Source organism: Bradyrhizobium sp. SZCCHNRI20481 (assembly GCF_032485055.1).
Taxonomy (GTDB): Bacteria; Pseudomonadota; Alphaproteobacteria; order Rhizobiales; family Xanthobacteraceae; genus Bradyrhizobium.
This window is the reverse complement of record NZ_JAUEUE010000005.1, coordinates 303,105-317,992: the sequence shown is the minus strand read 5'-3', so window position 1 is coordinate 317,992 and position 14,888 is coordinate 303,105. Positions and strand designations below refer to the sequence as shown.

Sequence of the window (14,888 nt, the reverse complement as noted above, 5' to 3'; positions counted from 1 at the left end):
CCTTTCGTGTCAGCCGACGATCAGGCGGCACTCGGCGAGCGCCTGCGTCCAGAGATGCTGCAAGATCGGCGAGGCTGGAACGGTCGATGGCGTGCCGGCCTCGATGATCGCGCCGCCGCCACCCTGCTCGCTGGCGACGTTCGCAGCGGCCGATCGCCTGTAGGACATCGCCAGCACATCATCGTAGCGGAAATCGTCGTTGAACCCCCGCCCGTCGAACTTGCGCATCGTGACCTGGCCGCAGCCGGAGCAGCGCGCAATGAACAGCTCCGCCAAGGTCCAGCCCAGCACCATACCGGCCACGCTGTCGACCGGAAAATGCACGCCGGCGACCGTCCGGTTGATGGCAATGCGCTCGGCGTGGCGCATCAGCTGCACGAACACTGGATCGGTCGCATCGACATCATCCCGCCCGGTCCTCGCCTTGCGCATGAGGGCATTGATCACGAAGGCCGCGGCAAAGGATTCCGTGGCATGGCCGCTCGGCAGCGAGCCATGCCCCGGCGTCTGGATCATCGGCTGTATCTGGGGTGAATATTCGATTGGGCGCCGGCAGGTGAGCGCATGCTTGACCCGCATTTCGATCGTGGTCGTCACCTGCAGGATCAGCGCCAGCAGCTCGGCGGTGTGCGGGCTGCGGCTCGGATTCCAGTATCCGACCAGACCCAAGAAGCTGGTGAAATCGTGCAGCTCGGCCAGGATCTCGCTGCTGCGTTCCATCCGCAGCGCGGCATAGTTGAACACCCAAGCCGCTTGTCTGGCGAAGTCCGCGGCATTGGGACGGATCATGTGCACGATCGGCGTGAACGTCTCATCGCTGCGGCCACGGTACTGAAGCGAGATCGAGGTCTCGCCTTCGTCATAGACAAGGCCCGACAACAGCTCGCCCGCGAAGATGCGCAGTCGCACGTCGCGCGACCAGCGATCGAGCGCCTCTGGCCCGGCAGTATAGTGATCAGGCGTGTGTGACGGCTGGTTCCAGTAGCCGACGACGCCCTCCCGGCTGGTAATCAGCGCGCGTGCGCGCGACGAGGCGCGGGCACGGCGGCCCTCGCCGCTCTCACCGCTTTCGCCGCTCTCACCACTTTCGCCGCTTTCTCCGCTCTCCCCGCTTAGCCATGCCATCTGCCGCCTCCCTGCCTGGCTCGGCGGACTTGCTCCGCCCGTTACCACTGAATGGTCGTTTTGACGGCACGCGCGGTCAAGCCGCCCGCCTTCGAAATGACGGCGTTTCACGGATTTTTCACGTTGACAGCAAGGGTGTTGGAGACTTCACTACTCAATCATTGGTTTCCGTATTTTCACGACTGATTACATCATGGTTGTGGGCGACGAATGTGAGCTCCGATCCAAAATTGCTGATCAAGCTTCTTGGTCCGTTTCGCGTGGTCAAGGCTTCTGGCGAGGATTGCACGCCCAGAGGACGCAAGGCTTGCGCTCTCATTGCGATGTTGGCGCTGGCGCGTGAGCACAAGCGATCGCGGGTCTGGATCCAGGACAGGCTCTGGGGTAGCCGCGGCAAGGAGCAAGGCGCGGCCAGCCTTCGCCAAAGCCTGACCGAAATCCGCAAGGCGCTGGGCGACTACCGCTCTCTGCTTTGCGCTGACAGCTTCGTCATTTCGCTCGATCCAAAGCTATTTGAGACCGACATCGCCCGTTACGCTACCGCGTCACCGCAGCAGACGATGGCGCCTCCCCAAGGTGAGTTTCTTGAAGGCTTTGACATTGCAGAGGAGGAGTTCGAGGATTGGCTGCGCGAGGAGCGTGCGCGATTCCAGACGCACGTCGCGCCGGCGCCTGAACTCCACCACGCCGCCAATCTCGCGACCGACCTTGCAGAGCACCTGCAGCCCCCCAAGGAGCGGCCCTCACGAAACCGGATCGTCCTGATCCCCGGCTGCCGGACAGGCCCGTCGGATGCCGCGGTCGTGACGGATAGCCTCGTCGATTCCATCGCCAAGACGATCAAGGAACTGGGCGTAGCCACGATCCAAGATCGTCGCGACATGAGCGCGTCGGCCGCCTGGCCGGCGGACACTTTGCCCGGAGATGGCTTGACTGGTGACGATGGCGCCTCGGTCAGCACGCTGTCCCTGCGCTCTGATGTGTTCGGATCTGACACGAGCAAGATCGTTCGGCTCGCGCTGCTGCAGCGCCCTGCGAACACGCTGGCATGGTCGTCGACATTGCAGATCAACGGCGACGGTACGCTCGACCTGAACGACACCAATGTGATGAGAACCATCAACCTGGTGGTCAACTTCGCCGTCGATCAGCTCGCTCATATCGATGATGGCGCTCCGAGGTCTGCCTCCCATCTATGCTATGCTGGTATCCTGCGCCTGTTTCGACTTGGCAGAGCCAACTTCGAGTCCGCCGACAAGCTGTTCGCGGCTGCTTTCGCGGCCGAGCCACGCGGCATCTACCTCGCGTGGCGCGCCTATTTGCGCACCTTCATGCTCGCCGAGCGCCAATTCAACTGCCGCCAGACGATCGAGGCGGAGGCTTTCGATCTGATGTACCGGGCGCTGGAGCTCGAACCTTACAACTCCTATGTTGCTGGCCTGAGCGCGCATGTCCATTCCATGATGCGACGCTCGTACGTTGCCGCCTATGAGCTGGCCGAGCGAGCCATTCAACTGAACCACGCCAACCCGATCGCCTGGGCCTGCCTGGGAATCGCAAAGAGCTATCTCGGCAAACCAGAGGACGGCTTCCAGCACACATTGCTTGCCCGTACGATCGCTGGTGCGGCACCATTCCGTTTTCAGCTCGATGCCCTGAGCTGCATTGCAGGGACGATGGCGGGAGAACTAGACAAGGCCGTCCATCTTGCAGAAGCCAGCCATGCTCTTGCTCCGACCTTTGCGCCCCCCTTGCGATATTTGTCGGCTCTCTATGCGCATAATGGGCACCGTGAGCTTTCTTTCGAGATGGTTCGCAAGCTGCAGACAACGGAACCAGACTTCTCATATGACAAGCTGAGGGATAAAGCCTATCCCGCGGCTGGCCTCCATCGGACATCAATCATCAACTCGCTGCCAGCCCGACAGTTCTAGCGGCGTCACACTTCATCCGAGAGGTTGTGGAGCGGCAGACGCGATCGCTTACGGTCGCAACGCAGTCCACGCGCATCGATTGACGCGAGCGAAGGCCACGAAAGAAAAACCCAAGGACGCCTCATCCGACGAGCCGCTTCAGAACAGCTCGAACGATCGTCTCTGCGTCAGCGCAACAAGGGTTCTCTCAATCGTCCTTGCCAAGGGTCAAGCTCCATCGCTTTCATTTCGGGGCCCGACGAGAGCACACAGGACCGCTTCAAGCCGGGTGACGCGTCACTCTTCATTCGTCCAATAGATCCAAGAACTGTTCGACCCTTCGTAGGGCAGGCTCATCGCTGCGCCCGGGATAGACGACGCGATCGCCCTCGCGCTGCAGTGAGCGCGAGCGTAATTTGCCGATCCTCCCTGCGAGCATCGTTGCAGCAATCGCATCCGGGCCGACATCGAGACGCATGATCCCTCGTTGCCGGCAATCTACCCTGAGCTTGGCGACAGCAAAGAAATTGCTGGCCTCAGATGGCAGCTTGCCGAATCGGCGGTGCGTTTCATCCTCGAGCTCCTCCAGCTCGTCATCACTCCGGCACCGAGCGGCTCGAGCATAGATCTCGAGCCGGACCGCCTCCGATTGCACATAGCTCGCGGGAAGCAGCTCAGGGATGGGAAGATTCAGCTCAGGGATCCAGAGCGCGGACATTCCATCGCGGTCTCCCTCCAGGGCAAGCGTAAGAAGGTGGCCGTAAAGCGTCGGTCCGAACACCTGCGTGTGGCCGGATTGTCGATCGGAGCGCAGGTCGCCGCCGCCGCGGAGGTCGAGGTCGCGAGCGCTGATCGCGAAGCCGGCGCCCGGACGGCTCAATTCCTCGAGAACGGAAAGCCGTTTTTCCGAGCGTTCGGAGCCGCCTTCCGTTAGGAAATGTGCAAACGCCCGGATGCCGCCGCGTCCTACGCGTCCCCTGAGCTGATGCAATTGTGCCAGGCCAAATTTTTCCGGCCAGCACACAACGATAGTGTTCGCACGTGGAATGTCGAGGCCGCTTTCCACGATGTTGGTTGCAAGTAGTACATCGGCACGACCTTCGACGAACCCCATCAATCGCTCGTCAATCTCGTCCGTTGGCAACTTGCCGTGAATGGTAATGATACGTAGTTCCGGCGCCAGCGCGTGGATCCTGGCCAGCAGGGGATCGAGATCCTGGATCCGCGGACAAATGACAAAACTCTGACCGTTACGTCTGTGCTCACGAACCAGGGCAGCGGCGATAGCTATGTCCGAGAGCGGTGCCACCTTGGTGGCAACCGGAACACGATGGACCGGCGGGGTCGCGATCACGCTGAGATCCCTCAAGCCCGTCAAGCCGGCCGCAAGTGTGCGGGGGATCGGAGTCGCACTCATCCAGAGCCTGTGGCCGTTCTTATTGAGGCCCGACAGCATGGCCTTCTCAGCAGCGCCGAAATGCTGCTCCTCGTCAATGATGATCAGGCCAAGCTCGGCAAATCTCACCTCCTTGGATGCGAGCGAGAGGGTCCCGACGACGACCCTGAGTTCTCCGCTCTTGAGGCGCTCCCTTACCTTTCGCGCTTCGGCGGTCGAGGCAACCCGCGACAGGTTTCCAACATCGATGCCAAGAGGCGCGAAGCGCTTGCGGAACGTTTCGACATGCTGTCGTGCCAGCACTGTCGTCGGCACGACGATAGCGACCTGCTTTCCGGCCAGCACGGCGGCTGCCGCTGCTCGCAGCGCCACCTCGGTTTTGCCAAAGCCGACGTCCCCACAGACGATCCGGTCCATCGGGTGCCCCGATGCAAGATCATCCAGAACGTCGCGGATGGCCTTCGCCTGATCGGGGGTAGTGAAATAGGGAAAACGCGCGACGAACTTCTCATAGACAGCAGGGCGCGGCACGAGCTTCGGAGCCGGGCGCCGACGGCGCTGACTCATCTGCTTGGCCAGCTCCTTTGCGACCACATGAATCTCCGTCTCGGCAGCAGCTCGCCGCGGCCGCCATGAGCTGCCGTCGGCCTTGTCCAGCGAGGTGTCTCCGAGCTCAGCGGCGTAGGGCCAGATCAGGGCCAATTCTGCGAGAGGGACGAGAACGGCATCGTTTCCGGCGAATACCAACCTGACCATCTCGCGCGCCGAAAGATCTCCCGTGCCCATGGATCTCAAGCCGCCAAGGCGTGCCAGTCCACGTTGCAGATGAACGACCACGGATCCGAGTTCAGGGAGGTCTCCCGAATCGAAGCCGGGCGTCCATGCCCAGTTCATCGGTTGCGGTTGGTGTGCCCTGCTGCCGAGCACGTCGGCAGCAGTGATGACCACGAGCGGCTTCTTTCCAGGAACGACAAAGCCCGCATCGAAGCCTGCCAGCAATGCGGCCTGCTGCCTGCCCGTTGCGGTCGCGTGCGTCCAATCCGGCACGCATTCAGCCTTGATAGCGCTCATCCGGGCCATCACACGCAAATCCGCTTCGACCGCAGCGACGAAAAGCACACGTGCCCTACCGCGCTGGGCTTCCTCGATAAATGCACGGAGGGCCTTCCGCGGAGAGGCCGCCTTGTAGAACTCTGGCGTCGCACGATACGGAGTGGTTGGCGGCAACACAGTGATCTTCTTCGCCGCCAGCTCCCATTCGCGTCGGCTGAGATAGGCACGGTCGCGCTCACTGCGGGCGGCCGCATCCTCGATCGTGCTCAACCAGGTGTCGGCGTGCCTGGGCACGGTGCTGTCGGCGATCCATTTGGCGCGCGCACAATAGTCCAATAGGCTGGACCTTCTTCGAGCCCGGCCCGTGAACGCCAGCCGCTCGGACATCGGATCAATCAGGAGCTCCTTCGTTTCGGAAATCACCTCCTGGTCTATCGGATTGATCGCTGCAATGCGCCGGATTCTCCCTCCGGAATGCTCTATCCTAAAAGGTCCGAACGCGCCGGCTGGGAATATCTCGAAGGTGTTGCCGTGAAACAAAACTCCACCGGGATAATCCGGACTATCGTCCAGGTCGTACCCGAGAGCTTGCAGACGGGCCTCAAGGTCTTCCTCGGAATAGACGGTCCCGGTCCGAAGTGGAAATCCGATACGAGACCAGTTCGCAGGCAACGGCAGGAGCTCCATTATGGCCTCCGCCGTCGTGATCAGCAGGATCGGCTTCTTTGCCCTGGCAAGGCGTCTCAAGACGGAGCTCCGCCGGCCCGCGATATCACGTGAAGGCTCAAGCTGATCGAACGGAAGCGTGTTCAAACGGGGATAGACGAGCACATCACAGCCCGGCTCGATAACTGGGATGATCGAACCCAACAGCTCGGCTCGGCTCTCATTTTCGGCGAGGAACACAAGTCCGCCTCGACCCGAAGCACGCCATCGCGCCGTAAGATACAGCGCCAACATGCCCAGTGGAGACGAGGAGGAAATGCCAGTCCGAATCGGAGCCTTCGTTGTTGTCGCAACCGATGTCTTCTTCCGCGGGGCGGCCTTTGGTGACGCGGAGCGCTTTGCTGATGTGTTCTTGCGCGGCGTTGAGCCACGGAGCGTACGAAGAGCAGTGGTCACTGAATTCTCGTGCTGAATTGACGAATGCTAGGCAAGCCTGCGAATCTTTGTCGAGCTTTAGCGGATTCGACGGCTTCAAGGGATCCAAACTTCGGAGTGTCGATCACCGTTCTCCCCTTAAGTGCGACGGTGTCACCAACCAGCACCATCGTCGCGCTCCACGTGGCAGACTGGGGTGCCATGACAACTATGACTTAGAGATTCGTTCTTGAATGACCATGGTACGAACGCGTTGATAAGCGTGATTGCGGCCTTGGTGACTGAGCTGCACAGAATTCACGAGCCCGGCTGAGACGGCCTGCGGTGGGACGACCCGTCACCAGGTTTGAGCAGAACCGGCGGTTGCCCATGCTGGAAGCGATGCCGCGTGATCTCTGCCCTTATGGCTATGGGCCTCTGCCGGAGAGGCTCAGGCCGCAACGTACAATAACGCAGTGACTCTCGATTCGGCACAATCAAGGCGAACTTCTCCGCGCTCAACCTTGAGCGGTGTTCCTCGTGCTGGCTCTCCGTTGCTTCTCCTATGTCATGAAGGAAGCGCTGAGGTCGGGAATGGGTCTTCGGATATTCACACTTGCCGGCCGCTGCGTAATCTTGGGGCGCCGAGCGTCTGCCGCCGCGCGAGAAATTGCCGACTTGGGAATGGCGCGCGCCCGTTCAACCCTCCATCTCCGGCGGCCGCGCCACCGCTATATTTCGACGGTGACGTTTCATGCGTTCATGCCTTCCGCTTCGGAAGGATCGCGTCGAAAGCGAGCCTGCTCGACCGCTCGCCGCGATCGGTCTCCTTGCGGATGCCGAGCCAGACAAAAGTGCGGCCGTTGTACCAGCGCGTGCGCTGGAAGCTCTGGGTGACACGAATGCCCGCGCGCGGCACCTCCTCCTCATGGAGATTGTAGCCCTGCTGCTGCGGGAGGTCGAGACCGTGGCGCAGCAGATCGGTGCGAGGTTCGACGCGCACCGGCGGATCCGGGTCGCGGTCGATGACCCGCAGCATTGCTGCGCGACGCAGCTGGATCTCGCGGCTGTCGTTGTCGATGTGCACCGGGATGAATGGAATCCAGTTCTCCGGCATCTCGCTCATCAGCCGATAGCGGATCGCGGCGTCGTTCTCAATCGGCGGCGCAGGTGGTGGGCCCGGCGGCAGGCTCTCCTCCACCAGGCGACGGAAATAGCGGCGGGTGTCGAGCGCGGCGCTGCGCCCGCTCTTGCGGTCGCCCGAAGCCAACATCACCCGCGACTCGACGCCCCACACCATGTTGGCCATCTCGTCGCGGAACAGTTCCACCGACTCCAGCGGCTCGCTCTCCTGGATCTTCGGCACGCTGGGCACGATGAACAGGCTGAGATCGGCGGGAATGTCGTCGCTCCCCTTCGTCGCCAGCGTAAACATCGACCAGCGTTGCCAATCCGCGTCCCCGCCCTTGCCCGCGGCTTCGACCCAGATCCGCTCTCCGAAGACGTTGGTCACGCTCATGCCGGCGACCCGGGTGATCGTCCCGGCCGGCACCGTGAACGGCATCAGGAACCAATCGTTGGCGTAGACGAGGCCGAATTCGATCAGCAGCAGCTTGTTGACGTCCGTCGTCTCCGGATCAATGTCGCCGAAATTCGTTCGTCCCTCCTCAAAGGTCCACCAGCGCGTGTTCGGCATGCCGTCGAACTGGATCGGCGCCGGGATGAACGACGCCGTAAAGGTCGTCTCGACGGCGGCCGGCGGCGGCGCGTCCGCCAGGTCACCGAGTCCTGCGCCGGAGGCGTCGACGTCGAAATTGTACCAGTCGAGATGCCCCTGGAAGTATTCGTCGGCGACCACGAGCTTCTCGCCGCCCGCCTTGGGCGCCGACGCTGCGAAGGCGTATTCGAGGCGATCGGGCAGCCAGGCATCGGCGGCCCCCGCGGCGGGCTGGTAGAACGCCTCCCGGTACCAGCCAAGGAATTCCGCCTCGGCCGTCTCGATCGCAGCGGCGCTGGCCGGATTGCCGAGCACGACGAGGTCGTGCGCGTGATTGCCGGGCGCGGCCGTCAGATGCTCGACGAGGTCGTAGCCGTCCATCGACCGGCCGGCCAGCGCCGCCATCGTCTGCCAGGCTTCGCGATGGGCGGCGACCGGCGCATCGGCCTTGAGCGCGGGATCTGGCATGGCGACCGGCAGCGCCGCGATGAATTGCTGGGCAAGCCCCGGCTCGATGCCGGCGACGAGCTTCAGCCAGCGCCGGCCCAGGGCGATGCGGAGATCGAACGCGATCTTCTGGCCGGCGAGACGGAACGGGATCGGCCGCCGCTCGACCTTGGCTTCGAGCGGCACGTCGTCGGCGAACGCTTCCGGCGGATTGCCGGCCGTGCGGTATTTCGTCAGTTCGGTGGTCTCGATGTGCACCTTGGCGACGACGGGCGAGCCGGCGTCGTCGCCCTGAAACTCGCCCATCTGCCACTGCTTCGTCAGCAGCCACAGCGGATCACGGACCTCGGCCTTGAGCGCGCGGTCGAAATCGTGCGTGCGTGGGCGGCCCTCGAGCCTGTTCCACAACGTGATGGTGGGCAGCTTCACCTTGCCGGAGAACACGGCGGAGAGGTTCTGAACCGCGACATAGTCAGCCATTGCCGGTCTCCGTCTCGGCCAGCACCGCGGCGAGGTTGTTGTTATAGGCGAAGTTGAGCGAGGCCGTGATCGGATGGAAGGCCACGGCGGACACCAGCGCCGGCAGGAAGCGGGCATAGGCGGTCGTGTCGACGTGGTCGGGCTCGATCGCGCGCTTCTTGGCGAGGTCCATCGTCTCGCGCACCGTGTCGACGAGATCCTGCCACTGCCACGAGCCGACAAATTTCGGCGGCAGCGCCAGCAGCAGAGTCTGCGGCGGCTCGGCGTTTGGCCGGTCGAAGTGGAACGCCAGACCGGTATCCTCGGTCGGGCGCGGGATCACTTCGGTCCACTCGTCGAGCAACAGCCCGAGTTGCCGCCGCGCCGGATCGAAGCTTTCGGCGAAATGCGCGGTATAGAGCAGCTTGTCCTCGTCGATCACGAACGGCTTTCCGTCGGAATCGGTCTCCGGGAATTCGAGTCCGAGCCACGGCAACTCGGGGCGATGCGGAAATTGCAGCGCCTGCAGCGCGACGCCCGCCCCCGTGAACGCGTCGGCAAGATGCTGCGAGGCTTCCAGATCGTGCAGCTTCGACCGCACCCGCGCGACACCCGTGAACCAGTCGTCGAGCGGAAAGCGGCGTCCGATCGTCGTCTTGACGAACCCGAGAATGGTCTCGTCCGCCTGCGCGCCCGCGCCCCAGGCGTTGCTCCATTCACCGGCCTGCGCCGCTGGCAGGCCGAAATCCGGAACGATCTTGAAATCTTCGCCGAACAACAGCTTCGCCGCCGCGGTCAACGCCTCGATCTTGTTCTTCGCCTCCGCCGCGGCATCGTATTGATCGAGCCGGGCCTGGATCGCCGGCAGCCGCGTCGTCAGCTCGAGCGCGAGCGCGGCGGTGCGCTTCGCCATGTCCTCTGCGAGCGCGACGATCGCCGTGCGCTGTGCCGCGATGTCGATCGCCGCCGCGTCGAACGCGGCGTTCGCAGCCTTCGACGCCTCGATGCCGTCATGCAGGGCGGCGAGATCGGTCGCATTGTCGTAGAGCATGATCAGAACGGCGCGCTGTCCAACAAAGGCGGCGCGCTTGCCGCTCATGAGATCGTCGCGGAAATCGTCCGGCTGCGCCGGTAGAGGGTCGGTCGCCGTGGTCGCGATCAGCTTTTCGGCCACCCGCAGCGCCAGGAACTTCGCCGCGTCCGGCGTGCCGGAATCAGCGTCGTAGGCGACTATGCGTGCGTCGAACTCGGCGAGCTGCCTGGTCCATCGAGCGATGTAGCCGGCGAGTGCGGCGCGCAACTGGGCGAAGATCCGCCGCCGGTCGGCGTAGACGGCACCGGTACCGGTCTGCAGCGCCGCGAACGGACCGAGACCCTGCATCACCGACACGAAGCCGGTGATCGTCTGCTCGATCTCGGTGGCGATCTGGGCCTCCTGCTTGGCGTCGAGGCGGGCCTGCAGCGCCGTACGGAAGGCGTCGAGATCCGCAAGCCGCGCGGCGAGCAGATCGCGCGGCAGCGTCGCCCGCTCGCGCGCGAGCGCCGCGTCAAGATCGGCGGCCTCGTTCGCCTCGCCGGCCATCGCCATGTCGCTCGCCTTGAGCGGACGCGAGCGCAGCAGCAGGCTTCTGAGATGCCGCACCAACGCCGACAGCTCGAACAGCGGCACATGCCCGGCGATCGCCGCAATCCTCTCGCGGTAGGCGATCGTCAGCATTGCGTCCGGGCGCGGTGCATGGACGGCGATCACATGCGCTTCGATCAGATCGTCGAGCGCCTTGGCGGCTGGATCGTTGTCCGGATCGAGCAGATACAGCAGGTCGATCGGCAGCAGGCCGAGATCGGCCTGCGTCACGTTGTAGGCGACGGAGGAGAGATCGAGCGGGTCGGTGACCGTCACCGAGCAGGCGACCGCTGCCGGCGGCGGCAGAATGCCCGCGAGCCAGGCGTTGAGCGCAGGCTCCGCCTTCGCCCGCGGCGATGTCAGCGCGCCGTCGTTCGGGTCGAGCCCGGCCTTGAGATGCAGCGCCACCCGATGGGTCAGCGTCACCCCCGACCGCGGCGTACGCACCACGTCGGGGGTCGCCGGGAATTTTCCCTTGGAGTAGGTGTCGAGCACGGCGCCGGCGCGGTCGTAATTGCCCTGCACCACCTGATGCACGCTCTCTGCCATCGCGAGGTCGGCGACCGCGTCGGCGATGTCGGCAATCCGCGCGGCCTCGACGGTGATCGCCGCGGCCTGCTGCGGGCTCGCCGTCGGCAGGTCGGCATCGTGGCCGAACGGGTAGCTGCTCACGCCGCTGGTCTTGATGTGCTCGACCAAAGCAAGGCCGTCGATGACGTTGCGCGCCTCCACCCGGTTGATCCGCAGTCGCCGACCGAACGCGTCGAGCCGACCGGTACGCGTCGGAGCCAGCCGGTCGCCGACCAGCGGGAACACCTTGCGGAGGTCGTAGATGAACCCGTCCACTTCGACGTCGTGACGGTCGTGCAGGCCGCGCTCGAACTGATAGCCGAGCAGCGCGCCGAGGCTCTGCTCGCCCTTCATTCCCTCGATGATCGACAGCGCGATGCGGACTCGTTCCGAGCTGAGATTGACAGCGAGGCTGCTGGGATTGTCGGGCGTGGCGTTGGACAGATAGCCGTTGCGCAGCACCGCGGCGGTCACCGCTTGGTTCAGCGACGGCGCGTGGATGTAGCCCTGGTTGCTGCGGTCGCGCATCAGCGGCGGCGCATCCGGATCGGCGAAGATCGCCGCGAGGTTTGCCGGCAGCTCGACCGCCGTCAGCTTCTTGAACTCCGGCTTGACGTTCTCGAGCCAGCCATAGGCGCCGAGATAGATTCCGGTCTTCGCCTCGCCGGTCGGTGCGCCCGGCTGGGCGGTCCCCTGGCCGGCACCGTTCGGATAGCGCATCCGCTCCAGTTGGCGGCTCATGATGCCGCCGTACCAGGCGTCGAACCGGTAGGTGCAGAGGTCGAGATGCTCGGCGAACACCCGTTCCAGAACCGCCGTCGGGGACCTCTTCAGCCGTTCGAGCGCATCGAGCTGGCGCTTGAGATACGCGGTGGCGACCATCGAGGTCAGCACCGTCGGGATGAACTCGCCGACCGTCCTCAGTCCCGTTCCGGTGACCGCGGCGTCGCTGCGGTGGAGGTAGCGCCAGCGGCTGCCGCCGGCCGCAGCCGGCACGGCGAGGCTCGCCTCCTCGACCTGGAAGAACTTCGGCTCGCGCCGCGCCGCCTTCAGCTCGGTCTCGCCGATCAGCCCGGCATTGAAGAACAGGCGGATGCTGGTCTCGACGAAGCTCAGGTCGAGCGCGTGATGCAGCATGAGATACAGCAGCGCGTTCGGGCGCTGGGTGAAGCCCTGCTGCAGCCGCAGCGCGTCGTGGGAGGTCGCCGCAGCCTTGATCAGCCAGCCGATGTAGTTGTCGCCGCCGGCGGTGTAGGCGCGGATCTGCTCGGTCTCCGACAACGGACGGTCGTCGATCAGCGGGCCCTTGAGCTGGTTGGGCGCCTTGAGAAAGAGTTTCTCAAGGATGTCCGGCACCTCGATCCCCTCGGGCGGCGTGTAGCCGAGCTGCTTCAGCAGATCGAGCCCGCTTCCGACATAGCCCGCGGCGAGCAGGAGCGCGACCAAGGCGCCGCCCGCCCCCTGCATCGCGAGGCGGTTGTACAGTTCCTTGAAGCTTTCGGCGAAGCGCTGCTGGAATTCCACCGATCCGGCGTGCAGGCCGAGGACATCGAGCAGTATCTGATGACGGTCGCCGTCCGGCTTGCCGATGTAGGACACCCGCGACATCAGCGGCTCGAGATCGGCCTCGACCTTGCGCAGCAACTGATACAACCGCGTCAGGAACCGAAGTTCCGGATCGTCCGGCGCGTGCGCGGCCCCGACTACGACGTTCGACCCCGCGAAGATCCACTGGATGCGCGAGCGCGGCGTCGCCGGCAGGATGCCGTAGGGCTGACGACCGACGCGGATCGTGGGCATCGGCCCGCGTGCCGACACGTGCCGGACGAAGAAGTCGCGGGTCCGCTCCACCGTCGAATCGTCGAAGACCGGATGAAGCATGCTCTCCATGAAGTAACCGAGCGTGGCCGGCCACAGCGCCGTGTTCATGGCGCGGGCGTCGTTGACGTCGTGGCGATGGTAGAACGGGATCGCTGCCAGCGCGGCCGGATCGAGACCGAGCGTGGCGGCGAGGCAGCGTCCGTCTGTCCGCTCGAACCATCCGTCGGGGTCCAGGGGCGGAGTGCCGAAGTAGTGATCGAAGCTGACGTCGGAATCCTCGCGCCAGCTATAGGCGGCGCCCTCGCCCTCGACGTTGTTGGTCGGCTGGCCCTGCGGCAGGATCGAGAACCCCGCCTTCGACTGATGATGATGGGTGAACAACTGCTCCAGCGCGACCCGGCCGGCGTCTGCATCGGCCCCGAGCCGCACACCGAGCACCATCAACTGATCGAAGCCACGACGGAAGGCGGGCGGCGTTAGCAGCACCCGGAATCCCATGCCGATCTCGACGGCGCGGTCGAAGTTGCGCACCCATTCGAGCTCCGGACCGAACTTGATGTCGTCGCCGTCGTGCGCGACCGATGCGTCGTCCGTTCCGGTCGGCGACGGCGTGACCGGCAGCGGCGATGGAATCGGCTTTCCGAGCTGCTCGAGTTCGAGCGTTCCGCCGTTGTAGCCGAGCAGGACGAGGCGATCAGGCAAGGTCCGGGCGGTCGCCGGCTGCGACCAGCCGGTCTCGCGCATCGGCGTGGCGTCCGCGGCGGGAAACTCCAGATACGCGGCGATGACCGTGGTGGTCGTGCGATCCGCGCCCTCGGGCGGCGCGTCGGCGAGATTCCGCGGCCGGTACGCCTCACGGACCGCCGCGGCGCGCTCGGCCCCGAGCGCGTTGTCGAGCGCGGCGATCGCGTCCGTCTGCGCGGCCACATCCGTGCCGGCGCGCCACAGCGCGGTCCAGAATGCGCTGACCGCGCCTCGCTCGGGATCGGCCAGCGGCGCGCTGGTCACCACGGTCAGGATCACGGTCGGCACGCCTTCCACCCTGGCCGGTCGCGCTGCCTCGTTGAGCGGACGATGAGTCTGGGTCACGTAGTAGGACCGGCCCGAGCCCTGTCCGCTCAGCAGCGTTCGCCAGGCGGCCCGCTCCCCGGCGGTGTCGTGGTTCGCCCGCCAGACGTCGGCCCAATAAGCCTGGGCGCGCTTCACCTCGTCTTCCGACAGCGCCTCCTCGAAGCTGTCGACGGCGATGTCGTCCGGATAAACCCGGACCCACAGCTCGTCGCGGTCGCCGCCGAATTCCGTCGCTTGCTTGAAGCGCGTTTCGATCCGCAGCGGCATCAGCAGGATCGGCGTCTGATCGGACAGCAGGCCGATGTTGCGGCGCGGGTCGGTGAAGTTCGCGAACAGCCCGATATTGCGGACCACTTCGTCCTTCGCCGCCTTCAGCGCACCGCCCAGCCGCTCGATCTCGGAGGCCGCCGCCTTGATCTCCTTGTCGATCGCCGCCAGCGCCGGATCGTCGGCGCCCTTGCTGACGCGCTCGGCCCGTGCGCGGTCGCGGATCAGCCGCGCGCGGGTGTGGCGAAGCCGACCGATCTCGCGCGACGTCGCATCGGCCGCGGCGCGCGACGCTTCTAGCTCCTTGCGGATATCATCGAACTCGGCCATTTCGCCTCCGCCGCC

At 64.7% G+C, this 14,888-nt stretch carries 5 protein-coding genes; 1 reads left to right on the top strand and 4 read right to left on the bottom strand.

Annotated elements, in window-relative coordinates; all coding sequences use genetic code 11:
• Positions 1-9: 9 nt before the first annotated feature.
• Positions 10-1,125: a phosphatase PAP2 family protein gene (locus QX132_RS10330; protein ID WP_316160989.1), complete on the bottom strand. Its 1,116-nt coding sequence runs from the start codon at positions 1,123-1,125 to the stop codon at positions 10-12.
• A 230-nt stretch (positions 1,126-1,355) separates the two neighbouring features.
• Here QX132_RS10330 and QX132_RS10325 point away from each other — a divergent pair, with 230 nt between their 5' ends.
• On the top strand, positions 1,356-3,059 hold the full coding sequence (locus QX132_RS10325; protein ID WP_316160987.1) for a hypothetical protein: 1,704 nt from the start codon (positions 1,356-1,358) through the stop codon (positions 3,057-3,059).
• A gap of 283 nt (positions 3,060-3,342) precedes the next feature.
• Here QX132_RS10325 and QX132_RS10320 read toward each other — a convergent pair whose 3' ends face one another.
• From QX132_RS10320 to QX132_RS10310, 3 genes are all read right to left on the bottom strand, one after another.
• Positions 3,343-6,447: a DEAD/DEAH box helicase gene (locus QX132_RS10320; protein WP_316160986.1), complete on the bottom strand. Its 3,105-nt coding sequence runs from the start codon at positions 6,445-6,447 to the stop codon at positions 3,343-3,345.
• Positions 6,448-7,327: 880 nt separating this feature from the next.
• Positions 7,328-9,211, bottom strand: a complete 1,884-nt coding sequence (locus QX132_RS10315) for a hypothetical protein (protein ID WP_315812395.1) — start codon at positions 9,209-9,211, stop codon at positions 7,328-7,330.
• Positions 9,204-14,873: a hypothetical protein gene (locus QX132_RS10310; protein WP_316160984.1), complete on the bottom strand. Its 5,670-nt coding sequence runs from the start codon at positions 14,871-14,873 to the stop codon at positions 9,204-9,206. Before QX132_RS10310 ends, QX132_RS10315 begins: the two co-directional genes overlap by 8 nt.
• Positions 14,874-14,888: the final 15 nt, after the last annotated feature.